At 66.8% G+C, this 24,100-nt stretch carries 19 protein-coding genes; 7 read left to right on the top strand and 12 right to left on the bottom strand.

Annotated features, from left to right (window positions below):
* The first annotated feature begins 218 nt into the window (after positions 1-218).
* From ACU0AG_RS01045 to ACU0AG_RS01035, 3 genes are read left to right on the top strand one after another with little or no spacing between them, the layout of a single operon-like run.
* Complete coding sequence (locus ACU0AG_RS01045) at positions 219-1,064, top strand: arginyltransferase (protein ID WP_482780399.1); 846 nt, start codon at positions 219-221, stop codon at positions 1,062-1,064.
* On the top strand, positions 1,033-3,306 hold the full coding sequence (locus tag ACU0AG_RS01040; RefSeq protein ID WP_482780398.1) for an autotransporter assembly complex protein TamA: 2,274 nt from the start codon (positions 1,033-1,035) through the stop codon (positions 3,304-3,306). Before ACU0AG_RS01045 ends, ACU0AG_RS01040 begins: the two co-directional genes overlap by 32 nt.
* On the top strand, positions 3,306-7,526 hold the full coding sequence (locus tag ACU0AG_RS01035) for a translocation/assembly module TamB domain-containing protein (protein WP_482780397.1): 4,221 nt from the start codon (positions 3,306-3,308) through the stop codon (positions 7,524-7,526). Before ACU0AG_RS01040 ends, ACU0AG_RS01035 begins: the two co-directional genes overlap by 1 nt.
* A gap of 78 nt (positions 7,527-7,604) precedes the next feature.
* On the opposite strand, the gene ACU0AG_RS01030 is transcribed toward ACU0AG_RS01035, so the two are convergent.
* From ACU0AG_RS01030 to ACU0AG_RS01020, 3 genes are all read right to left on the bottom strand, one after another.
* Entirely contained in the window at positions 7,605-8,195 is a 591-nt protein-coding gene (locus ACU0AG_RS01030) for a lysozyme (RefSeq protein WP_482780396.1), read from the bottom strand.
* A gap of 142 nt (positions 8,196-8,337) precedes the next feature.
* On the bottom strand, positions 8,338-11,676 hold the full coding sequence (locus ACU0AG_RS01025) for an autotransporter domain-containing protein (RefSeq protein ID WP_482780395.1): 3,339 nt from the start codon (positions 11,674-11,676) through the stop codon (positions 8,338-8,340).
* A gap of 127 nt (positions 11,677-11,803) precedes the next feature.
* On the bottom strand, positions 11,804-12,763 hold the full coding sequence (locus ACU0AG_RS01020; protein ID WP_482780394.1) for a calcium/sodium antiporter: 960 nt from the start codon (positions 12,761-12,763) through the stop codon (positions 11,804-11,806).
* A 216-nt stretch (positions 12,764-12,979) separates the two neighbouring features.
* On the opposite strand from ACU0AG_RS01020, the gene ACU0AG_RS01015 reads away from it, so the two are divergent.
* Positions 12,980-13,993 carry a hypothetical protein gene (locus ACU0AG_RS01015; RefSeq protein ID WP_482780393.1) on the top strand — a complete coding sequence of 338 codons (1,014 nt, stop codon included), beginning with the start codon at positions 12,980-12,982 and terminating at the stop codon, positions 13,991-13,993.
* Positions 13,994-14,053: 60 nt separating this feature from the next.
* Here ACU0AG_RS01015 and glnA read toward each other — a convergent pair whose 3' ends face one another.
* The 5 genes from glnA to ACU0AG_RS00990 form a co-directional block, all read right to left on the bottom strand.
* Positions 14,054-15,463: a type I glutamate--ammonia ligase gene (gene glnA / locus ACU0AG_RS01010; RefSeq protein WP_482780392.1), complete on the bottom strand. Its 1,410-nt coding sequence runs from the start codon at positions 15,461-15,463 to the stop codon at positions 14,054-14,056.
* 68 nt (positions 15,464-15,531) lie between these two features.
* A complete protein-coding gene (locus tag ACU0AG_RS01005) occupies positions 15,532-15,870 on the bottom strand; it encodes a P-II family nitrogen regulator (RefSeq protein ID WP_054119870.1) in 339 nt (112 codons plus the stop codon).
* A gap of 233 nt (positions 15,871-16,103) precedes the next feature.
* Complete coding sequence (gene argC / locus ACU0AG_RS01000; protein ID WP_482780391.1) at positions 16,104-17,033, bottom strand: N-acetyl-gamma-glutamyl-phosphate reductase; 930 nt, start codon at positions 17,031-17,033, stop codon at positions 16,104-16,106.
* A gap of 4 nt (positions 17,034-17,037) precedes the next feature.
* The gene (locus ACU0AG_RS00995) at positions 17,038-17,400 is read right to left on the bottom strand and encodes a hypothetical protein (protein ID WP_482780390.1); all 363 of its coding nucleotides are present in this window, start codon (positions 17,398-17,400) and stop codon (positions 17,038-17,040) included.
* Positions 17,401-17,492: 92 nt separating this feature from the next.
* On the bottom strand, positions 17,493-18,878 hold the full coding sequence (locus tag ACU0AG_RS00990) for a leucyl aminopeptidase family protein (RefSeq protein ID WP_482780389.1): 1,386 nt from the start codon (positions 18,876-18,878) through the stop codon (positions 17,493-17,495).
* Between the two features lie 187 nt (positions 18,879-19,065).
* Here ACU0AG_RS00990 and ACU0AG_RS00985 point away from each other — a divergent pair, with 187 nt between their 5' ends.
* Together ACU0AG_RS00985 and map are read left to right on the top strand one after the other, a co-directional pair.
* Positions 19,066-19,866, top strand: coding sequence for a PdaC/SigV domain-containing protein (locus ACU0AG_RS00985; protein ID WP_482780388.1), 801 nt, complete (start codon positions 19,066-19,068; stop codon positions 19,864-19,866).
* Positions 19,867-19,899: 33 nt separating this feature from the next.
* Complete coding sequence (gene map, locus ACU0AG_RS00980) at positions 19,900-20,727, top strand: type I methionyl aminopeptidase (protein WP_482780387.1); 828 nt, start codon at positions 19,900-19,902, stop codon at positions 20,725-20,727.
* A gap of 108 nt (positions 20,728-20,835) precedes the next feature.
* Here map and ACU0AG_RS00975 read toward each other — a convergent pair whose 3' ends face one another.
* The 3 genes from ACU0AG_RS00975 to ccmA all read right to left on the bottom strand — a co-directional run bounded on the left by ACU0AG_RS00975 (position 20,836) and on the right by ccmA (position 22,516).
* Positions 20,836-21,135, bottom strand: a complete 300-nt coding sequence (locus ACU0AG_RS00975) for a GIY-YIG nuclease family protein (protein WP_482780386.1) — start codon at positions 21,133-21,135, stop codon at positions 20,836-20,838.
* Positions 21,136-21,248: 113 nt separating this feature from the next.
* Positions 21,249-21,899 (bottom strand): heme exporter protein CcmB, encoded by a 651-nt coding sequence (locus ACU0AG_RS00970; RefSeq protein WP_482780385.1) that lies wholly within the window; start codon positions 21,897-21,899, stop codon positions 21,249-21,251.
* Positions 21,896-22,516 (bottom strand): heme ABC exporter ATP-binding protein CcmA, encoded by a 621-nt coding sequence (gene ccmA / locus ACU0AG_RS00965; RefSeq protein ID WP_482780384.1) that lies wholly within the window; start codon positions 22,514-22,516, stop codon positions 21,896-21,898. Before ccmA ends, ACU0AG_RS00970 begins: the two co-directional genes overlap by 4 nt.
* Before the next feature lie 68 nt (positions 22,517-22,584).
* On the opposite strand from ccmA, the gene ACU0AG_RS00960 reads away from it, so the two are divergent.
* On the top strand, positions 22,585-22,890 hold the full coding sequence (locus ACU0AG_RS00960; protein WP_482780383.1) for a 4a-hydroxytetrahydrobiopterin dehydratase: 306 nt from the start codon (positions 22,585-22,587) through the stop codon (positions 22,888-22,890).
* 115 nt (positions 22,891-23,005) lie between these two features.
* On the opposite strand, the gene ACU0AG_RS00955 is transcribed toward ACU0AG_RS00960, so the two are convergent.
* Positions 23,006-23,818: an SDR family oxidoreductase gene (locus ACU0AG_RS00955; RefSeq protein ID WP_482780382.1), complete on the bottom strand. Its 813-nt coding sequence runs from the start codon at positions 23,816-23,818 to the stop codon at positions 23,006-23,008.
* Positions 23,819-24,100: the final 282 nt, after the last annotated feature.

The raw sequence follows: 24,100 nt of genomic DNA, 5'->3' as shown, positions 1-24,100 counted from the left end.
GTGATGCGTCAGCATCTTAGCGCGCTGGTATAACGTCCCGCTTTGCGCCAGCGCGCCTGCCGTTTGTGCGGCAGGCCGTGCTCCCTTGCGCATAATTCGCGAGAATTCATGGTTAAGGGACTTTTACCGGCGCACCAGTGCAGGCATAAGATTTTCTTAACGCTTCGCACCCGCGATTCATCGGCTTCTTCAGGCGCGCAAAAGGACAGGCCCCACCCGTGACGGCACCGATCCGCTTCCCCCGGTTTTTCGTGACCAGCCCCGCGCCGTGCCCCTATCTGCCGGGCCGCAGCGAACGCAAGGTGTTCACCGAACTGAAGGGCCCGCACGCCGACCAGCTGAACGAAGCGCTGGGCCGCATCGGGTTCCGCCGCAGCCAGACCGTCGCCTATCGCCCGTCCTGCCTCGATTGTCAGGCCTGTGTCTCGGTGCGGGTGGTGGCGGGCCAGTTCCAGCCTTCGGGCACGCAAAAGCGCGATCTGAAGCGCAACGGCGATCTGGTTGTCACCGAATGCCGTCCGTGGGCGACCGACGAACAATTCGCGCTGCTCTCACGCTATCTTGGCGCGCGGCACCCCGATGGCGGGATGTCGGCGATGGACGAACTCGATTACGCCGACATGATCGAACACACGCCGGTTAACAGCGTGGTGACCGAATATCGCGAACCCGGCGTCGGCGGACGTCCCGGCCGACTGGTCGGCGCCTGCCTGACCGACCGGCAGGGTGACGGGTTGTCGATGATCTATTCCTTCTACGAACCCGACAGCGCGGGCCGCGTGGGGCTGGGCAATTACATCATCCTCGATCACATCCGCCGCGCCGCCGAGGAAGGCCTGCCCTATGTCTATCTCGGCTATTGGGTCGAAGGCAGTGCGCGGATGCAATACAAGGTGCGCTATCGCCCGCTCGAACGGCTGACCCGCGAAGGCTGGCAGGCGATGGACCCGCAGGAACAGCACCGGCTGATCGCCGCGGCCACCGCGCCGCGCCAGCCGCAGGACAAGGCGCTGGCCGGCGCCCGGGGCAAGGATGGCCAGCCTGTCAAGTTTCCGGGAAGCTGAACCGCGCCGCATTCTGACGCTCGGTCTCGCCATTGCCGCAGGATTGGGTTTGCCGGGAGCCTCGCCGGTGGCGGCGCAGGTGCTGGCCGATGCGACGGTGCAGGACGCACCGCCTGCCGACGATGCCGCGCCCGACCCTGCGCCCGTGCCGCAGTCGCTCGACGAACTGATTCCGGCTGAAGCGGTCGCCAATCCCGAGGAATGGGCGCGGCAGGGTGTCGCGGATCCGGCCCCGGCCCCTGCCGACGTCGATGCCGGTGCAGAGCCTGGTCTGTTCGCCCCCGATCCCGCTCTGGCGATTGATTCCGATCCGTTTTTCGCCGGTTTCGCGCTCGACATTCCCGAACGCCTGCCGCCCGATCCCGAACTGGAAGCGCTGGCTGCGATCGAAGCGCCGGTGCTGGCAGACCTGCCCGAACTGGCCGAAACGAAGGTCGGCACGGCGCTGGTTCTGGCCTTGCCCGTGGCTGCGGACGCCTTCCCCGAAAAGGAGGAATTCGTTGCCCGCTTCAGGGAGCTGTCATCGCTGCGGGCGCTCGACGAGGCGGGCGAATCCGCGCCGCAGGTGGCAGCGCGGGCGCGGGCGGACGAGGCGCTGCTCGGCGATATCCTGCGCACCTATGGCTATTACAGCGGCGATGTGGTGCGCCAGCTTTCGGGCGGGCGCCGGGCGCGGGACGACGATGATGGCGATACGTCCGACGCTGCCGCAGAACCCAGCGTGCGGTTCGATATCATCCCCGGCACGCGCTACCGCTTTGGACGGATCGGTCTGGGCGCGCTGCCCGATCTGCCTGAGCCTGACGCCAGCCGCCTGATCGCCGCCTTCGGCACCAAGCCGGGCGATCCGCTCTATGCCGACCGCATCGTCGAGCGCGAGATCGAACTGCGCGTGGCGCTGGGCGAAAGCGGCTATCCCTTCGCAGCGCTGGGCGATCCGGAACTGCTGATCGACCATGCGCGGGCCGAGGGCGACCTGACGCTCGATGTGCAGCCCGGAGGCCAGTATGTGTTCGGCGAGGTCGTCAGCAGCGATCCGCGCTTCCTGTCCGGCCGGCACCTCGCCCGCATTGCCCGTTTCGATCAGGGCGACATCTTCCGGCAAAGCCTCGAAACCGATCTGCGCCGTGCGATCATTGCCACCGGGCTGGTGTCCAGCGTCACGGTCACCCCGCGCGAAACCCGTGCGCCCCAGGGTGGCCAGCCGGGCGAGGTGGCGATGGATGTCGCCTTCGAACGCGCGCCGCTGCGCACCATTGCGGGCGCCATCGGTTACGGCACGGAAGACGGGTTCAAGCTCGAAACCCGCTGGGAACATCGCAACCTGTTCCCGCCCGAAGGCGCGCTGCGGCTGCGCGGCATCCTCGGCACCCGCGAGGCGCTGGCGAGCGTGGGCGTGCGGCGCAACAATTTCCGCGGCCGCGATCAGGTGCTCAATGTCGATCTGTTTGCCAGCGACATTACCACGCAGGCGGTCGATTCCCGCGGGTTCGGCCTGCGCGCCACCTTCGAGAAGGTGTCGAACATCCTGTTCCAGAAGCCGATCAGCTGGCAGACCGGCGCCGAGCTGCTCTACACCGACGAACGCAATCGCAATGTCCGCATTGCTCCCGGCGGGCCGGTGCCGCGTCAGGCCTTCCTCATCGGCGGGCTGTTCGGCAGCCTCACGCTGGATGAGAGCGACGATCTGCTTGATCCCACGCAGGGCTATCGCGCCACGCTGTTCATGGCGCCCGAAGTCTCGCGCACGCAGGGGGCAGAGACCTTTTACCTGCGCTCGCAGGCGGATGCGAGCTACTACCAGTCGTTCGGTTCGACTGTGCTGGCGGGCAGGCTGAGGGCAGCGACGATCCAGGGGGCTTCGGCGGCGGATATCGCCCCTTCGCGCAGGCTTTATGGCGGCGGCGGGGCATCGGTGCGCGGTTACGGCTTTCAGGGTGTCGGCCCGCGCGATGCGGTCGGCAATCCGGAAGGCGGGGCCTCGCTGGTCGAATTCGCGCTGGAGGCGCGGGTGGAAACCCCGCTGATGGGCGGCGCGGTGGAGGTGGTGCCGTTTATCGATGCGGGCTCGGTCGGGCGCGGATCGACGCCGGATTTTGCCGATATCCGCTGGGGCGCAGGCGTCGGCATCCGCTACAAGACCACCTTCGGCCCCATCCGCGTCGATGTGGCAACCCCGATCAACCCCACCGCCTTCGATAGCCCGGTGGTGGTCTATGTCAGTCTCGGGCAGGCGTTCTGATGGACACTGCGCCCGTTTCTCCCGCCGCGCCCGATGCCGCCACCCGCCGACGCCGCTGGGGCAAGCGGCTGGGCTGGGCGCTGGCCTTGCTGCTGGCTCCGCTGGTGCTGGTTGCAGGCTTCCTTGCCACCCCCATCGGCAAGCGCGTGGTTGCCGACCAGATTGCTGCGGTGGCGCCTGCATCGGGCCTGCGCTTCAAGGTTGGCCGGATCGAGGGCGATATCTACCGCAAGGCGACTTTGCGCGCGGTCGAGGTAAGCGATCCCAGGGGCGTGTTCCTGACCATCCCCGAAGTCGAGCTCGACTGGCGACCGCTCAGCTGGCTCTGGAGCGGGCTCGATATCCGCGAGATCACCGCAAGGCGCGGCCGGCTGACCCGCCTGCCTGAACTCTTGCCGGGCGATCCCGATGCGCCCCTGCTGCCCGATTTCGATATCCGGGTCGACCGGCTGGCGGTGGAGAATCTGGTGATCGCCAAGGGCGTAGCCACCGCGCAGGACGAACGCGCCAGTCTGTTGGCCAAGGTCGATATCCGGCAGGGCCGCGCGCTGGTCGATGCCACGGCGCGGCTGGGCGCGCAGGACCGGATCGCGCTGCTGCTCGATGCCGAGCCCGATGGCGACCGCTTCGATCTGGAAGCCGATTACCGCGCGCCTGCCGGCGGCGTGCTGGCGGGGCTGGCAGGGTTCAGCGCGGGCTACACTGCGAGGATTGCGGGCGACGGCACCTGGACGCGCTGGCGCGGGAGCGGCGTGGCGCGGCGGATCGGTGCCGATGCCCCGCCGGTGGCAGCCTTCAGGATCAGCAATGATGCGGGCACCTACGGCGTGCTCGGAAATCTGCGCGCCGGGCTCGGCAAGGGGAGCCTTGCCGGGCGGGCGCTGGGCGAAAAGACCGCGATTGCGGCCAGCTTCACGCTTGAGGACAGCGTGGCCGAAGGGCGGGCGGCGGTGGTGACGGGCGCGCTCGACTGGCGCAGCGGCGGGGTGGTCGATCTGGCCGACAAGGCGGTGGACGGCGCCCGCGTGATGCTGACCCTGCGCGATCCCGACCTGTTCGGGCCGGGCTTGCGTCTGGAGGGCGCAAAGATTGCCGCCAATGTCAGCGGGGCGTTTGACGATCTGGCGATCCGCCACCGCATCGATGTGGCGCGGCTGGCGAGCAACGGGGTGGAAGCGGGCGCACTGGTGCAGGAAGGCGCGGGCCGTTTCGATGGCGCGGTGCTGTCGCTGCCGATGGCGGTCACGGCCGAGCGGGTGACGACCGGTCTTGCGCTGGCCGATCCAAGGCTGGTGAAGGGCCGTCTCACCGGCCTGCTGACCTATGATTTTGCCCGCCAGCGGCTCGCGGCGGACCGGGCGCAGGTGACCTTCCCCGGCCTTGCCGCAACGCTGGCGCTGCGCGGCGATATCGGCGCGGGGGCCTATGCGCTGGCCGGGCCGGTCACCGCCAGCCGCCTTGCGGTCGACGGGGCCGGAGAGGTGACGGCAACGGCCAAGATCCTCGCCAAGTTCGGCCCCGCCGTGCCGTGGAGCCTGCGCGCCAATCTTGCAGGGGTGTTGGGCCGGATCGGCAATGCCACCATCGTCAATCTTGCGGGCGAACAGATCCGCTTCAACGGCGCGCTCGGCATGGGGGCAGGGCAGCCGATTGTGCTGCGCGATACGGTGATCTCGTCGGCGCGGCTCGATGCGCGGCTGGATAGCAAGGTGGTGCCCGGCACCGGCGGCACCCGCACATCGCTGGCCGGAAGCGGGCGGCAGGCGCAATATGGCCCCTTCACCATCGATGCCGAACTCGCCGCCGACGGCCCGCGTGCGGTGCTGGTGCTGGCCGATCCCTATCCGGCGGCGGGCCTGAAGGATGTGCGGGTGGCACTGGCACCGGCCACCGAAGGGTTCGGTCTGGATGTCGCGGGGGGATCGCTGCTCGGCCCGTTCGAAGGCGCGCTGCAACTGGTTCTGCCCCAGAATGCGCCCACCCGGATCGCGATTGACCGGCTGACGGTTGATCGCACCAATGTCACCGGCACGGTGGTGCTGGGCGAGGCGGGGGTTTCGGGCGATTTGCGGCTGGCGGGCGGCGGGATCGACGGGACAGTGAATGTCCAGCCGCAAGGCAGCGGGGCGACCGGCTTTGCGGTCGATCTGGCGGCCCGCAATGCCAGCTTTGGCGGAGCGACCCCGATCACCCTGACCCGCGCCGATATCGCCGCCACGGGGCGCTATGCCGATGGCCGGACGCGGGTCGATGCCGATATCAGCGCCAGCGGCTTCGAATATGGCGGCCTCAGCATCGCCAATCTGACCGCCAAGGCGGCGATCGATGACGGGCGCGGCAAGGTCAACGGGGCGATAGCGGGGCGGCGGGCCGACCGCTTCGCGCTCAATTTCGATGCCGATGTCGCGCCGGGCCGGATCGCGGCGGTGGCGCGCGGGCAATATGCCGGGGCCGAGATCACCATGCCGCGCCGCGCCGTGCTGACCGCCGAGGAGGATGGCGGCTGGCGGCTGGCCCCGACGCAGGTGGGCTTTGCCGGCGGCTATGCCATTGCCGAGGGCGCTTTGGGCGGGGGCGAGACGGTGCTTTCGGCCAAGCTGGCGCGGATGCCTTTGCGGGTGCTCGATCTGGCGGGGGCAGACCTTGGCCTTGGCGGGCGTCTGTCGGGCACCATCGACTATCGCCAGCAGGGCCGCGCCGCGCCTTCGGCTACGGCCCGCGTGCGGATCGACCGTTTCAGCCGCGCCGGACTGGTGCTGTCGTCAAAGCCGATCAACGTGCTGGGTGTGGTCGAGCTTTCGGCAGAGGGGCTGAAGGCCGCCGGACGCCTGCTCGAGGGCGATGCGCGGCGCGGCGATGTGATGCTGCGGATCACCGGTCTGGCCGAAGACGGTGCGCTCGCCGACCGGCTGATGCGCGGGCGGCTGGATGCGCGGCTGGCGTTTGACGGTGCGGCGGAGACGCTGTGGCGGCTTGCCGCCATCGAGGCGTTCGATCTCACCGGCCCCGTCGCCATTGCCGCCCGCGCCACCGGCACGCTCGCCGCGCCGCGCATTGCCGGCACTGTGGCGAGCGACAAGCTGGGGCTTGCCAGCGCGCTCACCGGCACGCGGATCGACAATATCAGCGCGCGCGGGCGGTTTGCCGGATCGCGGCTCGAACTGACGCGCTTTGCCGGGGCAACGCCGGGCGGCGGCACGGTGTCGGGCAGCGGCACCATCGACCTTGGCGGGATGAGCGGGACCCGCGGGCCGGGCCTCGATCTGCGGGCAGCGGTGAAGGATGCGCGGATCCTCGATGCCAACGGGCTGGAGGCGACGATCACCGGACCCTTGCGGATTGTCTCGAACGGGATGGGCGGCACGATTGCCGGGCGGGTGACGGTGGACCGGGCGCGCTGGGCGCTGGGGATCGCGGCAGAAGACCTCGCCCTGCCGCAGATCGCCACCCGCGAGATCAACGGCGAGACCGCCCGTGGCCGCACGCAGGTCTCTGCCCGCGACACGGCGTGGCGCTACCTCGTCAATGCCACCGCGCCCAATCGCGTGGCGGTGGAGGGCATGGGGCTGGACAGCGAATGGGGCATCGACATCGCCTTGCGCGGCACGGTCAATGATCCGCGCATCGGCGGCACGGCGCGGTTGGTGCGGGGCGATTACACCTTTGCCGGCACGCGGTTCGAACTGACCCGCGGGCGCATCCTGTTCGACGCCAGCGAGCCGATCGACCCGCGGCTCGACATTCTGGCCGAGACGGCGCGCAACGGCACCAATGTCGATATCGCGATCACCGGCAATGCGCAGTCGCCCGCGATTGCCTTCTCGTCGGACCCGGCACTGCCGGAGGAGGAGATCCTCTCGCGGCTGCTGTTCGGCGGATCTGTGACGTCGCTGTCGGCCACCGATGCGGTGCAGCTGGCAGCCGCGCTGGCGGCCTTGCAGGGCGGGGGCGGGGGGCTTGATCCGATCGGCGAACTGCGCCGCTCGATCGGGCTCGATCAGCTGCGGATCATCAGCGCCGACCCGCTGATCGGGCGCGGCACCGGCATTGCCATCGGCAAGAACATCACCCGCAAGATCTATGTCGAACTGGTGACCGACGGGCGCGGTTACAGCGCCACGCAGGTCGAATACCGCATCACCGGCTGGCTATCGCTGCTCGGCACGGTATCGACCATCGGGCGAGACAGCGTGCTGGCCGAGGTCAGCCGGGATTATTGACGCTTCTTTGCGCAAGCCATTTGGCTTGCGGTGTCCTCGCGCTTGCGGCGGCTTGCGCCGCCGTTGCAGCGCATCCCTCTAACCTTCGCGCATGTAAAGCGCGGCCTCGGCGGCGCGGCGGCGGATCAGGCCCTTGAGCACCCGCCCGCCCGCGCGGTTCCAGCGGGCAAATTCGCGCGCGGCACCGGCATGGTCGCCGGCGATGTGTTTCGCGATCAGCGTGGCGCGCGCAATCGCGCCGGTGTTGTAATGGAAGCTGACCATGGCATCGAACTGGCTCTGCGTGGTCGGCGCATCGCCCAGCGCCTTCGCCACATCGGCGGCATAGCGCGCCAGATCGCTCTCAAGCCGCGCATCGCATTGCGCCTGAGTCCAGACGGTGCCCTTCGCGATCCTGCCGCCGCCAACATGATCGCGGCCGGTCGCGCCCCAGCCGATGGTCCAGGGTTCGCCGCCGGTGCCGGGATCGGGATAGGCTTCCACCAGGCCGTCGCGGCGCAGGCGGGCGCAGCCTTCGAAGCGCTTGATCAGCGCGATCCCCTCGTTACCGATGGTGCGGACAGGGCGCTGCGGTGTTGCGGGGGCGGGGGCGGGGGCGGGCGCGGCGCTTTCGCCGCCGATCAAGCGGCGGACAAGGGCAAGGAGCGGGGAAGGGGGTTGGTGCAGCATCGGTTGGCCTCGTGACGGAAAGTGGGAGAGGCAAACGGATTAGGCACAATCCGGGCGAGTAGGAAAACGCTGCGGTATTCGGCCAGAAAAGAGGGGCGCCCGCATCGCTGCGAGCGCCCCCGTTTTTTGCCCTGCGGCGCGATCAGAAGCGATAGGTCGCCGTGGCGCGCAGCACCTGCGCATCGGCGTTTTCGCGGCCGATGGTGGTGTCGAAGCCTGCGCTCATCTGGAACGGGCCGGTGCCGAAGGTCGCGGTCACGCCCACTTCGCCCCAGGTGTGGTCCGCGTTGTCGAGCACGAAGTTGGCGTTGGGGCCGATCCCGCTGGCGAAGTTGGCGGCGAGCAGCTGCGGCCCGTCCTCGAACTCCCACACCAGCTGGGCATTGGCGTTGATCGCCACCATCTGGCCCTGTTTTTCGTAATCGAAGCCGACGCGGGCCTGGGTGCTGGTGAACTTCTCGCGCGCCACGGTGAGCGCGGTGATCCCGCCATCCTCGCGCACAGTGCCCAGATCGACGCTGGCATAGCGTGCCTCGATCCCCGGCGAGAAGGTGCCGATGCCGCTTTCCAGATCATAGGAAATGCCCAGCGCACCCGACACCAGCAGATCGTCCGATGCGGATTCGAGCGTCTGCGCAGCACCCAGGAACTGCACGGTGCGGCGGGTGTCGAAGCCCATGCTGCCCATGCTGAACTGCCCGTCGATCACCGGCCCGCCTTCGAACTTGTGGCGGGCATAGAGCGATGCGGCGAAGGTTTCGCTGTCCACCCGCTGGCCCAGCGGCGTGTTGGCATCGAGCGCGCTGTAATAGCCCGACACGCCGACCATGGTCGCCTCGCCCGGATAGAACTCGATCCCGCCAGCCACGAACAGGCCGTTCATATCGCGGCGTTCGGCAAAGCCCGGCAGGTCGCCAATATCGCCGGTGACATAGCCGCCCGACAGGAAGATCGCGACATTGTCCGGCAGATTGGCCTGGGTGACGGTGGCATCGCCCTCATCCTGCAACGCCATCAGCTCGCTGCCCAAGGGCTGGCCCATCGGCGCAAGGCTCGCCTGCATCACGTTCAGCGGAGCGCCGCGCACGGCAATGGTGCCGCCCGCCTTGCTCTTGTCCGCCTCGCGCAGGCGGGCATCGTTGAAGTTCTGGAGCAGGTTGATGGTCTGGCCCGAAAGCGAGCGCACCGCCTGTTCGTTGACCGGTGCCAGCCCGGTGAAGGTGCTGCGGATCGTATCGGCCGAGGCAAAATCGAGCCCGTACAGCCCTGCCAGTGCCGCGTTGGAACGGTTCTGGTCGAACAGCTGGGCATAGGCGGCCTGCACCGGATCATTGGCATCGATCACGGTGTTGTAGCTGGCCGCCTGGATCTCCATCAGCACCGCGTTCTGCTGATAGGTGAACGACTGGCGCAGGATCGAGGACAGCGAACGGGCGGTGAAGGTGCCCGAAACGCCATCGGTGGCGCTGACGATGGTGTATTGCCGGCCCTGCCCGTTGACCTGCTGGGTCACGCCGCTGCCGACATTCACGATCCCGCCGACATTGGCGAGACCATCCACCGCCAGCCGGTCCGACGCGCCGTTGCTGCCGATATCGACCATGAAGGTGGTGCCCGAGGACATCACCAGATTGCCGGCGATGTTGAGCGTGCCGGTAGTGCCCATCGTGCCGGGGCTGAAGATGCCGGTGATGCTGGTCAGGAACGGCGCGGTGACCGTGCCGGTGCCTTCGAGCATCCCTGCAAACAGCGTGTAATCGCCGACCGAGGTGATCCCGCCATTGACGTTCACCCGACCGCCGAACTGGTTGACGTCGATCAGCGAGGTGAGATCGCCCGCCGCCGCCACGGTCAGCCCGGCATTGCCGCGCACGGTCAGCCGGTCGATGGTGACATCGCTGCTCAGCGTGGTGGTGCCGTTCTGGCTGAGGGTCACGTCGTAGTAGCGCGGATCGACGCGCACCGTGTCGGTGGTGACGGCATCGATATTGTTCGGCACAAAGCCGGTCGCGCCCGGCAGGCCATTGGCGAGCGTCGGTGCGGGCAGGGTCGCTGCGCCGTTCTGCGGGGCCTGTTCGGCGGTCAGAACAAAGCGGCCTTCCACCGGCGTGGTCAGCCCGACTTCAAGCGCGGCAATCTCGCCCGGCAGCGCGGTATTTTCCGCGCCGGTCACATCCTCCAGCGAAACCTGCGCGCGGCTGTTGGTCAGGCTGGCCGCCGCCGGAGCCGAGGTGTTCTCGAACTCTCCGGTGGCCAGATCGACGCAGAAATCGTTCGGCGTTTCGAACTCGACGCAGATCGCGCCGAAATCGCCTTCGGTGCCGTTCGGCCCCAGTTCCGGCGTGGTCGGCAGGCCGTTCACGACCTGACCCTGTGCGTTGATCACGCGGTAGTTGGGATCGAGCAGCGTGGTCCAGTGGCTCGCATCCTCCCAGTTGCCGTTGCCCGCGCGCGCGCCGACATAGCGGTAGGGGTTGTTCTCCACGATGTACTGCCAGTAGAGCGACAGCGGCTGGTAGAAGCTGGTGGTGCCGATCGAGCTGAACGCCTGACCGTTGAAGAAGCGCGACCCGCCCGAAAGCACGCCGATCACCAGATCCTCGTTCGTCAGCGTGTTGTTGGCCGCATCAAGGATCAGCGGCCCGCCCGAATCCCCGCCTGCGGTGGTGCCTTCATTGGGCAGGGCATCGTCGCGGTAGATGTTGATATCGCGCGCGAAGTTGCGGTTCTGCGAATCGAAATCGAGCTGGTAGAGGTTCTGCGGGAAGGTCGGCACGTCGGGGCCGAAGATGATGTTGTCGCGATCATCCAGCGAGAAGAACCCGCCCAGCATGTTCTCGGCCGCACGGCGGCGCCAGTCGATCCCGTTGACCGCGCCCTGCGCGGCATTGCCGGTGCCACCATAGCCGACGATGTTGACGTGATAGCCGGTGCCGGTCACCGGATCGATCGCATCGGGGGCGGGCAGGGTGCTGAACAGCAGCGCCCAGGTCGGGATGCCGGCGGCCGGCGTATCGAGGCTGGCAAGCGCGATGTCGGCTTCGATGAAGCCCAGTCCCAGCGCATCCTGGGTCGAACGGGCATCCCAGAAAATCCGGTTGACGTTGAACACGCCGAGGTTGGGGTTGCTGGCGAAGTTGTTAGCGAACCAGTTCTGGAAACCGGGCAGGGCGTTGACGTTGAACGACCATGCGGCGGGGATGCCGTCGGCGTTATAGGCCTCTTCGGGGACATCGTTGACGCAGTGCGCCGCGAACAGCACGGTGCGCGGGTTGATCAGCGTGCCCGAGCAGACGAATCCGTCAGCGCGGAAGAACATGCCCACGCCGCGAAATTCGTCATTGGTGTCGACGATGTCGGCAGGGGTCTGCGTCTCGTTGGGAACCACGGCGTTCGCGGGCGCAGCGGCAACTGCGAGCGAAAGGGCGCAAAGGGCACTGCCCGCCAGCAGGCGGGTACGGGGAGCGTTCGAGCCAAACATGATAACCTCTCACTTAGGGGGGCTGGCGCAAGACCAGCAGGACCGCGGAGATTATCGACCCAACCCGTTATCTCAATTGAAAAAACCGCCACATCGGCGGCTTGTTAAATTTTGTTGCGAAAAGGCCTCACCGCATCGCGAGGAAAGCGGTGTAGCTGCAATAGAGCGCCAGCAGCACCGCGCCTTCGATGCGCGACAGCCGCCAGCCGCTGCGCAATTGCACGATCAGCAGCGCCGTCACGCCGAGCAAGACCCAGATATCGATCTGCGCGATTTCGGCCGGCACCGCGATCGGGGTAATGATCGCCGTGCCGCCAAGAATGCCGAGGATGTTATAGATGTTCGACCCCACGACATTGCCCAGCGCCACGTCTTCATGCTTGCGGATCACCGCGACGACACAGGCGATCAGTTCGGGCAGGCTGGTGCCGACGGCGACCACGGTGAGACCGATCACGCTTTCCGAAACGCCCGCGGCGCTCGCCAGCACGGTGGCTCCGTCAACCAGCCAGCCCGCGCCGAAGATTGCCGCAGCGAGCCCGGCGACGATCATCGCGCCAAGCACCGCCGGCCCGGTATCGGGCGGAACCGGGCGGTCTTCGGCTTCGTGCTCGTGGCGCTGCGCCTCGGCATCGTGGGTCGCGCTTTCGGACTTGTAGGCATACCAGACGTAACCGACGAGGCTCGCCAGCAGCACCAGGCCCGTCAGCGCGCCGATCACCCCCAGCAGCACCGCGCCGGTGCACAGCACCGCAGCACCGCCCATCGCGAGCGAATCCCGCTTGAACGAGGCAGGGTTGACCCCCAACGGCAGGATCAGCGCCGACACGCCAAGGATCAGCAGGATGTTGGCGATGTTCGATCCCACCACATTGCCGACCGCAATCCCCGGCGATCCCGCCAGCGCCGCCTGCACGCTGGTGGCCAGTTCGGGCGTCGAGGTGCCGAAGCCGACGATGGTGAGGCCAGCCAGCAGCGGCGAGATGCCCAGCCTTGCGGCCATCCCCACCGCGCCGCGCACCAGCAATTCGCCGCCCAGCGCAAGCAGGACGAGGCCTCCGGCCACCAGCAGGATCGATTGGGTCATGGGATGCTCCGCAACGGCAATGGCGCACACCCTTAGCGGCTTGGCGCAGCGGGGTGAAGCAGCGCCGCACGGCTCCTGCACAGCGCTGTCGCATTCTGCCAATTCATGCGGGCAGGGGCGGTGTTACGCTCGCCTGCGGGCCATCAACGGGGGAGGGGCAGGATGCGCGATACAGGGTGGGACCGGCGGTCGGTTCTGCATACCGCCCTGGGGGCCATGGGCGTCCTTGCGGCAGGCGGGTTTGCGGCTGGCGCAGCCCGCGCAGCGCCGAAGATGATCGGCGTGGGCGCGATGGGCTCGCAGAATTTCAATGCGGCGATGGCCAAGGTGCTCGCCCGCACCAATCGCATCGCGATCCCTTCCTACCGCTTTGGTCTGGTGGTGCGCAGCGGCATCAGCGCCACCGGCGATGCGGGCAATGTCCAGATGGAGGCTGCCGCCGATCTGGTCGGGGTGGATGTCGCCATGCTGCGCGGGATTGCTGACCGGATGTTCCGCGATCTGGTCGCGCAATTGCAGGCCAGCGGGCGCACCGTCATCGCCGGGGACGAACTGATGGCGGCCAAGGCCATGCAGAAATTCACCGTGACGCCCGATCCCTTCGTCAAGAAGCCGTTTGCCGATGCGCGGACGATTGCGGTGGTCACGCCCGAATACCAGCCGCTGATCAACATGCACATCGATGCGCCGCTTTCAGATCAGGGGCCGGCATCGCTCGGCAACTGGCGCGCGGTCAACGCGCTGAGCGTCGAGACCAAGTCGGTGGTGATGCTGCCGCGGGTGGTGTTCGATTTCGCCGCGCTGACCGGGAGCGGGCACAAGGTCTATGGCGGCACGGCCTCGGTCGGCATCCAGCCCGGCATGTATCTGGTTCCGGTGCTCACCAGCTTCGGCTTCTACCATGCCAAGATCGCGCTGGCGGGCGACATCGGGCACCTGCGGCTGGAGGATCGGGTGGCGCTGGGGCAGGCGGGCGAGATGATCAAGACCGGCAGCTTCAACAACCGCGAGGAGGTTGATCGCTGGAATTCCTATGCCGCCAGCAATGCCTGGTGGACCCAGCCCGGCGGCGCGCAGCCCGGCCGGCCGAGCCGGGCCTATGATTACTCGAATTACCAGTACCGCGTCGATCCGGCGCTGCTCGATCAGGTGTGCCGCGACGGCGCCGAGGCCGCCCACCGGATCCTGACGGGCACGGTCGCAGCCAACCCGGCCGCCGCCTCGCGTTAACGAAAAAAGGGCGGGAGGATCGCTCCTCCCGCCCCCTTCGGTGTCGGTCTGTAAGCCCGATTACATCGAGTAATACATGTCGAATTCGACCGGGCACGGGGTGGTTTCGGTGCGGATCACCTCTTCCCACTTCAGCTCGGCATAGGCTTCGATCTGGTCCTTGGTGAACACGTCGCCCTTGAGCAGGAATTCGTGATCGGCGGCCAGCGAATCCAGCGCCTCGCGGAGCGAACCGCACACGGTCGGCACTTCGGCGAGTTCGGCCGGCGGCAGATCATAGAGGTTCTTGTCCATCGCCTCGCCCGGGTGGATCTTGTTCTCGATCCCGTCGAGTCCCGCCATCAGCAGCGCCGAATAGCACAGGTAGGGGTTGGCCATCGCATCGGGGAAGCGGAATTCCACGCGCTTGGCCTTGTCGCCGCTGCCGTAGGGAATGCGGCACGATGCCGAACGGTTGCGCGCCGAATAGGCCAGCAGCACCGGCGCTTCAAAGCCCGGCACCAGACGCTTGTAGCTGTTGGTGGTCGGGTTGGTGAAGGCGTTCAGCGCCTTGGCATGCTTGATCACGCCGCCGATGAAATAGAGGCAGGTTTCCGACAGACCGGCATATTCGTTGCCGGCAAACATCGGCTTGCCATCCTTCCAGATCGAGATGTGGGTGTGCATCCCCGAACCGTTATCGGCCTTGATCGGCTTGGGCATGAAGGTCGCGGTCTTGCCGTAGGCATGGGCGACCTGGTGCACCACATACTTGTAGATCTGCATGCGGTCGGCGGTCTGCACCAGCGTGCCGAAGGTCAGGCCCAGTTCGTGCTGGGCGGCGGCGACTTCGTGGTGGTGCTTGTCGCAGGGCAGGCCCATTTCGAGCATGGTCGAAACCATCTCGGCACGGATATCCACCGCGCTGTCGACCGGCGCGACGGGGAAGTAACCGCCCTTGGCACGCGGGCGGTGGCCCATGTTGCCGTTTTCATATTCCTTGCTGGTGTTGCCCGGCAGTTCGATATCGTCGATCGCGAAGCCCGATCCGGCGTAGCCGTCTTCGAAGCGCACGTCGTCGAACATGAAGAATTCGGCTTCGGGGCCGACATAGACGGTGTCACCGATGCCGGTCGACTTGAGATAGGCCTCGGCGCGCTTGGCCGTGGTGCGCGGATCGCGGCTGTACCAGTCGCCGGTCGAAGGCTCGACGATGTCGCAGTTGATGATCAGCATCGGCGTGGCGCTGAAGGGATCGACCCAGGTTTCGCTGAGGTCGGGCTTCAGGATCATGTCGGATTCGTTGATCGCCTTCCAGCCTGCGATCGACGAACCGTCGAACATCAGGCCGTCCTCAAGCTCGTCCTCGCCCATGACGCTGGCGACCATGGTCAGGTGCTGCCACTTGCCCTTGGGATCGGTGAAACGCAGATCGACCCACTCGATTTCCTCGTCCTTGATCAGCTTCAGGACGTCTTTTGCTTTCGACATTTTGGTAGTGCCTCCGGATAAAATTCAGGCCGGCCAGTTGGTCTGGCAAGGCCGGAGAGGGTGGAAAATCAGATCGCGTCGTCGTTGGTTTCGCCGGTGCGGATGCGCAGCGCGCTTTCGATCGCGGTGACGAAAATCTTGCCGTCGCCGATGCGGCCCGTCTGCGCGGCGGCGGCGATCGCTTCGACCACGCGCTCGGCCTGATCGTCGGCGACGACCACTTCGAGCTTCACCTTGGGCAGGAAGTCGACGACATATTCGGCGCCGCGATAAAGCTCGGTATGGCCCTTCTGGCGGCCGAAGCCCTTCGCCTCGGTCACGGTGATGCCGGACACGCCGATTTCGTGCAGCGCCTCCTTCACCTCGTCGAGCTTGAAGGGTTTGATGATCGCTTCGATCTTTTTCACGTCGTCCCCGTCCGGTTAGGCCCATCCGCGCCCGGCTGGATTGCTGGCACTTGCGTAACAAGAATCGTGCCAAGCTTTAAGGTGTGGCTGCGAACAATCCTTGCCGCTTGAAGACTCAAGGGAGCGGATGTCTTTCACCGATAGGGGGCGGTTAGCAACATTATGGTGCAGCGCGCAATGGGTGCACAGCATCTGATCGCTGCTTGCCTAAATTTTAAGCAAGCGTGCGGGGATTATAGGCGAAGGCCCGTGGTCTCGGGCAGGCCGCACATGATGTTGAGGTTCTGGATCGCCGCCCCCGAAGCGCCCTTGCCGAGGTTGTCGAGCACCGCGATCAGGCGGGCCTGCGTGCCGTCGGCGCTGGCGAACACGTGCAGCTGCAACCCGTCCCACGGGGCGGCATCGCGGGTCAGCAGCAGTTCCGATGGCACATCGCCGTAAGATGCAACCGTCACCACCGCGCTCCCGCCGAAGTGTGCGGCGAGGGCGGCATGCAGCGCCTCGCCCTGCGGCTTTGACCCCATCGCGCCGAGTGTCAGCGGCACATCGACCACCATGCCGCGATGCGCGGGGATCACGCTGGGCGAGAACACCGGTGCGTTGGCCAGCCCGGCATAGGTCTGCATTTCGGGCAGATGCTTGTGGCCCATGGCGAGACCATAGGCGCGGAAGGCGATGTTCGTGTCAGCCGCGAACCGGTCGATCAGCGCATTGCCTCCGCCCGAATAGCCGCTCACCGCGTTGACGGTATAGGGCCAGTCGGCAGGCAGCAGCCCGTCCTGCACCAGCGGCGCGATGAGGGCGAGGAAGCCGGTGGGATAGCACCCCGGATTGCTCACGAAACGCGCATTGGCAATTGTCTCGCGCCCGATGATTTCGGGAAAGCCATAGGTCCAGCCATCGGCCACGCGGTGCGCAGAGGACGCATCGATGATGCGGGTGTCCGCCCCCTCGGCCAGCTTGACCGCCTCCTTGGCCGCTTCGTCGGGCAGGCACAGGATCGCGATGTCGGCAGCGTGAAGCGCGTCGCGGCGGGCGCTTTCGTCCTTGCGCTGGGCATCATCGAGCACCAGCAATTCGAACTCGTCACGCCCCTGCAAACGCTCGCGGATTTCGAGGCCGGTGGTGCCTGCGGCTCCGTCGATGAACAGGCGGATCGCCACTGCGTCAGCTATCCGAGGGGGCGAGTTCGCTCGCCCGGCACCAGCCGCTCGGCCCTTGCGGACCGGGGCAGCCCCATACCCATTCGCCCGCCACATCGAGCAGTTCGAACCGGCTTCCGGCAGGCAGGGTCACGAACACTTCGGCATCGCCGCGCGGGTTCAGCCGCAGCCCTGCGCCCGCGCTGCCGACCGCGTGGACATGGGGGATGACGTAGTGCGCGGCCAGATGGCTTCCGGCGAGCGCCATATGCGCCAGATCGCCGCGCAGGGGCAGGGTGCCGGGCGCAGGCTTTTCCACCGGGCCTTTCAGACCCAGCACGCCCGCAGGCACCGCATATTCCCCGTGATCGCCCTCAGCGCCGCTCATCTGCGTTCAATCAGTCCTTGGCAGGTGTTGCCGCACGCGCCCCCGCGCCCGCGTGGCAGGCCCGTTAGCGACAAGCGCGGCGCGGGGCAAGCTTACCCCGCGTATCGCGCACGGATCGCGTGCCACGCCGCCCTCAGGCCCAGCCCGCGCCCGCCCCTCTGGCGACCGGGCTTGGGTGCGGGTGTCCAGGCAAAGGTATCGAAATGCACCCAGTCGATTCCCTCGCCGACAAACCGGTCGAGGAACAGGCCGGCGACGCTCGCTCCGGCAAAGGGATTGCTCGCCGAATTCGCCATGTCGGCCACATCGGAGGCGAGGTATTCGCGATAGGCCTCGTGCAGGGGCAGGCGCCATGCGGCATCGTCGTTCGCCTTGCCCGCCGTGAGGAAGGCCTCGGCCGTCTCGTCCCGCCGTGCAAACAGCGCGGGCAGATCGGGGCCGAGCGCCACGCGGGCCGCGCCCGTCAGAGTGGCGAAATCGACGATCAGATCGGGGCCTTCCTCCGAGGCGCGGGTCAGCGCATCGCCGAGGATCAGGCGGCCTTCGGCATCGGTGTTGTCGATCTCCACGCTCAGCCCCTTGCGGCTTTTCAGCACATCGCCGGGGCGGAAGGCGCTGCCGGAAATGGCATTTTCCACCGCCGGAACCAGCAGGTGCAGCCGCACCTTCAGCCGCGCCCCCATCACCAGCCCGGCGAGCGCGATGGCGTGCGCCGCGCCGCCCATGTCCTTTTTCATCAGCCGCATGCCCGAGGACGGCTTGATATCGAGCCCGCCGCTGTCGAAGCACACCCCCTTGCCGACAATCGCCAGCACCGGATCGCTGTCCTTGCCCCAGGTCAGGTGCATCAGGCGCGGGGCATGGTGGCGGGCGGCGGCGCGGCCCACCGCGTGGACCATCGGATAGCCCTGTTCCAGCGCATCGCCGCGCACCACCGAAAGCTCGGCCTTGTGCGCCTTGGCGAGCCTTTCGCACTCCGCCTCCAGCGCGGCGGGGCCCATGTCTTCGGGCGGGGCGTTGACAAGGTCGCGCACCAGACATTCCGCTTCGGCTTCGGCGAGATAGCCCTCGATCTGCCCCGCCTGCGCGGTCAGCAGGATGCGGGGGCCCTGCGACTTGTCCTCGCTCTTGTAGCGGGTGAAGCGATACTGCCCGGTCACCCAGCCGAACATCGCCGCGCCCGGTTCCCCGCTGGCGAGGCGATAGACGCCTTCGGGCAGCTCGTCCGCCAGCTTGGCGAGGCACCATGCCGACAGGCTTTCGGGGTTCGCCACCCCGCTGACGACGAACCACGAATCTCCTTCGGGAACGATCGCGTAACTGTTTCCCGCGCCCTCGAACTTCTGCGCCGCAAGGCTCGCGCGCTGGCTGGCGGAAAGCCCTTTGGCAAAGGCTTCGAGCCCGTCCTTGTTCACGAGATGGATGGCAATGGCTGCTTCGCCGCGATCGGGCCGGATCAATGCTTTGGGTTCGCTCATGCCTGTTCCATAATGCGGCAAGGGCGATTGTCACCAGCAGATTCGGGGATGGGGAAAAGCGATGCGGGATGCAGGAATGTTTCACGCGAAACATCGGCCAATGACAGGCAAAAAGGGGCCTAAACGGGGTCTGGACGGACCTAGAGGGGGTCTAGACAGGTCTGGCCTTGCCCTCAAAGCCGCCGCCATGGCGCTTTTGGCGAGCCTTCCGGCCTGTTCATCACCCGATGAAATCGCCGCCGAAACCGGCACGGCTCCGGATGCCGCTACCGCCACGGCAACCGCCACTGCCGAATCCCCCAAGCCTGTCGCGGTCGCCTTCACCGATAATGCCGGCAAGGATGATGCCGCGCGCGAATTTTCCTACAGCTGGCCCGCAGAAGTCTCCGCCATCCCCGCGCTGGTCGAACGCTTCACGGCCGAACGCACCGAAATCCTCGCCGAACAGAAGGCCGAATGGGAGGAAGCCAAGCGCGAATTCGCGGGCGAGGACTGCGTGGCCTGCATCAACCGCTCGTTCGAAAAGAGCTGGGATGTGGTCGCCGATCTGCCGCGCTTCCTGTCGCTGTCCGCCAGCTTTTACGCCTATACCGGCGGGGCGCATGGCAACGGGGCCTTCGATGCGCTGGTGTGGGACCGAGAGGCAGGCAAGGCCTTCGATCCCAAGGACATGTTCCGCTCCGATGCGGCCATGCAGGATGCGCTGGGCGCGGCGTGGTGCAAGGCGCTGAAGGCCGAAAAGATGGAGCGCATGGGCGAGGATTATTCCCCCGACGACAGCTTCTTCCCGTGCCCGCCGGTCAGCGATCTGACGGTGCTGGTGGGATCATCGGACAAGCAGGCGTTCAACCGCATCGGCCTGATCGCCGCGGCCTATGTCGCCGGTTCCTATGCCGAAGGGCCTTACGAGGTGACGCTGCCGGTGACACCGAAGGTGCTGGCGGCGGTGAAGCCCGAATACAAGGCGGCCTTTGCACTGCCGAAGTAGCTTTTTGCCGCTGCTGTCGCTATGTGCAGCGCCATGCACGATTATCAACTCGTTGACGGCGATACGACCGTCTACCGCGATGGCACCATCAAGCTCCACACCGCAGAGGGCTTCGAAGGCATGCGCAAGGCCGGGCGGCTGGCCGCCGAAATCCTCGATGCGCTGGCCGACATGGTCAAGCCGGGGGTGACGACCGGCGCATTGGACGACGCGATCCGCGGCATGATGCTGGATGCGGGCGCAATCCCCGCGACGCTCGGCTACCGCGGCTATGCGCACTCGTCCTGCATCTCGATCAACCATGTGATCTGCCACGGCATTCCGGGCGACAAGGTGCTGAAGGATGGCGACATCCTCAACATCGACGTGACCCCGCTGGTCGATGGCTGGCACGGCGATACCAGCCGGATGTTCTACGCGGGCGAGCCTTCGCTGAAAGCGCGGCGGCTGGTCGAGGTGACCTATGAATGCCTGATGCTGGGCATCGCCGCCGCGCAGCCGGGCGCACGGCTCGGCGATATCGGCGCGGCAATCGAAGCCCATGCCAGCCAGTTCCGTTACGGCGTGGTGCGCGAGTTCTGCGGGCACGGCCTTGGCCGGTTGTTCCACGACGCGCCCGAAGTGGTCCATGCGGCCAAGGCGGGCACGGGGCCGGAACTGAAGCCGGGGATGTTCTTCACCATCGAACCGATGATCAACCTCGGCAAGCCCTGGGCCAAGGTGCTGGGCGACGGCTGGACCGCGGTGACTCGCGACAAATCGCTCTCGGCACAGTTCGAGCATTCGATCGCGATTACGGAAACGGGCAACGAGATTTTCACCAAGAGCCCGACGGGACGGGACTGCCCGCCTTACGTGTGATGAGGTGAGAAGCTTGTCCCCCGTCCCGGGCTTGACCCGGGACCCAGCTTTTCTTCTTCTCGGCCCAAAGCAAGCGGGGCCCCGGATCAAGTCCGGGGCGGGGGCGGTTCAGATGATCTGATCAAACAGATCGCCCCAATCGGGATTGGCCTCTTCGATCAGCGCAAACTTCCATTCGCGTCGCCAGCGCTTCATGCGTTGTTCGTGATGCTTTGCGTCGATGATCGTTTCGGCCCGCTCCGCCCAGACAAGCCGCGTCAGACGGTGCTCTGCGCAAAAATCCGAACCGCGTCCTTCGCGATGGGCCGTGACCCGCGCAGCAAGATCGGTGGTCGATCCGACATAGATGGTGCCGCGATAACGGTTGGCCATCATATAGACCCAGCCGCCTCGCGTTTCTCTTTCCATGCAATGAGTTACGAGGAAGCTGGGTCCCGGGTCAAGCCCGGGACGGGGAGAAGGTTTGAAATTGTGCTCAACCCCGTCCCGGACTTGATCCGGGACCCAGCTTGCTTCGAAACCTAATTCTCCCGCGCAGCCCTTATCGCGGCCCCTGCGGCAAACGGCGCTATCGCCACCAGCGCGAGGCTGATGGCGGCGACGAAGCCGATGCTGGCCGCGTCCACCCGTGCCAGCGCACCTGCGCCGAAGATCAGGATCGGCAGGGCGAGGGGGATCAGCAGCAGCCCCGACAGCGCCGCGCCCGCCCGCAGCGATGCGGTGAGCGCGGCGATCATCAAGCCGATGGCGGCCAGACCCGGCGTGCCTGCGAGGAGGCCGAGCAGCAGGATCTCGAACGTCGCGCCCTCGATCTTCAGCAGCGCGGCGGCGGGAAAGGTCGCCAGCACCAGCGGCGGGCCGAAGCTGAGCCAGTGGGCCAGCAGCCGCACCGCCATCATCATTTCCTCGGCCATGCCGCGCAGTTTCAGCTGGTCGAAGAAGCCCAGTTCGATATCCCGCGCCACCAGCTTTTCGAGCGGCAGGATCGCCGCCAGCAGCGCCGCGATCCACACCACCCCGCCGCCGGTTTTCGCCATCAGGTTGGCATCCGGCCCGACCGCGAAGGGGAACAGCATCGCCACCGCAACGAAGAACACGACCGGCAGCGCCGCGCCGCTTCCGGTGAAGGGGAAGAACTGCGCCAGATCGCGGCGGAGCAGGGCGGCGATCATGCCTCCTCCTCTGCTTCGGCAGGCGCGAAATCCTCGATGGCGAAGGCGGTCATCCCCGGCACATCCAATGGCTGGTGCGAGGCGATCAGCGCGATGCCTCCGGCCGCGCAATGCTCGCGCACCAGTTCGCTGACGACGCCCTGGCTGGCGGTGTCGAGGCCCGACAGCGGCTCGTCGAGCAGCCACACGTCCGCTGCCTGCCCCAGCACGCGGGCAAGCGTGGCGCGCTTCTTCTGGCCGGTGGAGAGGTAACGCACCGGCACTTCGGCGAGGCGGTCGAGCCTGAGGCGCGCCATGATCGCATGGCCATCGGCAGCGCGGTCCATGGCGAACCAGAAGGCCAGCGCCCGGCCCAGCGGCAGTTCGGGATCAAGCCCCGTGCGTTCATCCAGCAGCGCCAGCGTGCCGGTGCGCCGGACTTCGCCTGCGAACGGCGTCGTCAGCCCCGCAGCGGCGCGGATCAGCGTGGTTTTCCCCGCCCCGTTCGCGCCCGTCACATGGCACACCGCGCCTGCCTCCAGCCGGAACGACAGCCGCCGGAACAGCAGCCGCTCGCCGCGGCGGCAGGCGAGATTATCGGCGGTCAGCGAGGGCGGGGAGGCTTGCATTGCGGCCATGCGTTAGGGAAAAGCGGGCCATCAAACAAGCAACGCAAACAAGCGACCCCTTTCATCCGGAGTGCCCCATGCCTGTCCCCGAACTCGACGCGTCCGAAGTCCAGCAACTGCTCGGCCAGCACCCCGCATGGGAACTGGCGCGGGAGGGCAAGGCGATCACGCGGACCTTCCAGTTTGCGGATTTCTCCGAAGCCTGGGGCTTCATGTCCCGCGTTGCCCTGCTGGCCGAGGCGCAGGACCACCATCCCGAATGGTTCAACGTCTACGCCAGAGTGGAAGTGACGCTCACCACCCACGACGCGGGCGACAGCGGCGGGCTGTCGCAGCGCGACGTGAAAATGGCGCGGGCGATCGATGGAATAGTGGCTGCCTAGACGCACCAATTCGGCCCGAAGAGCCGCAAGGCCGACCGGCCGCCCGCAGCGATGCGACCTTCAGGTCGCGTGAGCGAGGATTTCGCATCGCGGAGGCGATGCGGACGCAAAAAACCTATCTCCCCAGCAAGCCCTGCCGCCCGGCGGCGCGCTGTTGCTTGCGCACCTTGCCCGGCAGCCAGCGCTTGGCAAAGGCGAGGCGGCGCGCGGTCGGCCCGACCAGATAGTGCAGATCATCGCCGTGCACCGCGTTCCAGATGGTGCGGGCGACCTCGCTCACCGGCGTGATTTCCAGCCCGGCGGCGGTCACGCGGGTGCGGATATTCTCGTTGGTGTTGCGGTTGCCGGTGCCGTCGAGAAGGGGCGTGTCGATGAAGCCCGGACAGATCGAGGAGACCTTGATCCCGTCCGCCGCCCATTCGGCATCGAGGCTTTCGGCGATTCCGCGCACGCCGAACTTGGTGGCGGAATAGACGCTCATCCCGCTGCCGCCGGTCAGCCCCGCGGCGCTGGCGATATTGACCAGCGCCGATCCCGGCCCTGCGGCCTTGAGGTAGGGATAGACAGCCTGCGCCCCGTAGAGCACCCCGCGCAGATTGATGTCGAGGCAGGCGTCGATCTCGTCCCTGGAAAGCTCGGCCAGCGCGCCGCCGGTGCCGATCCCGGCATTGTTGACCATCACATCGATCCGGCCCCCGGCAGCAGCGGCAAAGGCGGCGAGGCTTTCATCCCACGCAGCCCGGTCGCGCACATCGAGCCTTCCTGACCACTTGGCATCGCTGGTGATGAGGCCGAGCGTTTCGGCCATCCCCGCCTCGTTGATGTCGGTCACGCCCACGAACCAGCCCTGCGCGGCAAAATGCAACGCCGTCGCCCGCCCGATGCCCGAACCCCCGCCGGTGATGAAAATGCTGCGCTGTGTGGCCATGGTGATCCCTCTTCCCGATTGCTATTTGCAACTTGATTAGAGCGGACCGGCCCGCTTGTCAGCAGGCAAGGCGCATCCGTTCACAGCGCCGCACCGGCTCCGCCATCCGGGTCGCCATCGCGATCGCCCGTTGCTTCGGCAAGGGACAGGTTTCGGGCCGATCAGAGGGGCCAGCTGCATAAAATTATGCGTGCGCCGGGCCGCCGCATCCATTCGGCAAAACATCGTCGTAGCTTCCATGCGCACCGCAAGACTGCGGCTCGACAGATCAATCTGGGCAAA

It is taken from the genome of Erythrobacter sp. RANMB8 (assembly GCF_056848235.1).
Note: the sequence above shows the minus strand (reverse complement) of the source record. Positions and strands in the feature narration are given on the sequence as shown.

Bases quoted from the DNA above. Each gene is read 5' to 3' on its own strand.
- ccmA (WP_482780384.1), bottom strand. From the start codon at position 22,516: ATGGCCGCAATGCAAGCCTCCCCGCCCTCGCTGACCGCCGATAATCTC.
- ACU0AG_RS01025 (WP_482780395.1), bottom strand. From the start codon at position 11,676: ATGTTTGGCTCGAACGCTCCCCGTACCCGCCTGCTGGCGGGCAGTGCC.
- ACU0AG_RS01030 (WP_482780396.1), bottom strand. From the start codon at position 8,195: ATGCTGCACCAACCCCCTTCCCCGCTCCTTGCCCTTGTCCGCCGCTTG.
- ACU0AG_RS00970 (WP_482780385.1), bottom strand. From the start codon at position 21,899: ATGATCGCCGCCCTGCTCCGCCGCGATCTGGCGCAGTTCTTCCCCTTC.
- ACU0AG_RS00990 (WP_482780389.1), bottom strand. From the start codon at position 18,878: ATGAGCGAACCCAAAGCATTGATCCGGCCCGATCGCGGCGAAGCAGCC.
- ACU0AG_RS01035 (WP_482780397.1), top strand. From the start codon at position 3,306: ATGGACACTGCGCCCGTTTCTCCCGCCGCGCCCGATGCCGCCACCCGC.
- ACU0AG_RS00975 (WP_482780386.1), bottom strand. From the start codon at position 21,135: ATGGAAAGAGAAACGCGAGGCGGCTGGGTCTATATGATGGCCAACCGT.
- glnA (WP_482780392.1), bottom strand. From the start codon at position 15,463: ATGTCGAAAGCAAAAGACGTCCTGAAGCTGATCAAGGACGAGGAAATC.
- ACU0AG_RS01015 (WP_482780393.1), top strand. From the start codon at position 12,980: ATGGGCGTCCTTGCGGCAGGCGGGTTTGCGGCTGGCGCAGCCCGCGCA.
- map (WP_482780387.1), top strand. From the start codon at position 19,900: ATGCACGATTATCAACTCGTTGACGGCGATACGACCGTCTACCGCGAT.
- ACU0AG_RS00955 (WP_482780382.1), bottom strand. From the start codon at position 23,818: ATGGCCACACAGCGCAGCATTTTCATCACCGGCGGGGGTTCGGGCATC.
- ACU0AG_RS00985 (WP_482780388.1), top strand. From the start codon at position 19,066: ATGGCGCTTTTGGCGAGCCTTCCGGCCTGTTCATCACCCGATGAAATC.
- ACU0AG_RS01040 (WP_482780398.1), top strand. From the start codon at position 1,033: ATGGCCAGCCTGTCAAGTTTCCGGGAAGCTGAACCGCGCCGCATTCTG.
- ACU0AG_RS00995 (WP_482780390.1), bottom strand. From the start codon at position 17,400: ATGAGCGGCGCTGAGGGCGATCACGGGGAATATGCGGTGCCTGCGGGC.
- ACU0AG_RS01020 (WP_482780394.1), bottom strand. From the start codon at position 12,763: ATGACCCAATCGATCCTGCTGGTGGCCGGAGGCCTCGTCCTGCTTGCG.
- ACU0AG_RS00960 (WP_482780383.1), top strand. From the start codon at position 22,585: ATGCCTGTCCCCGAACTCGACGCGTCCGAAGTCCAGCAACTGCTCGGC.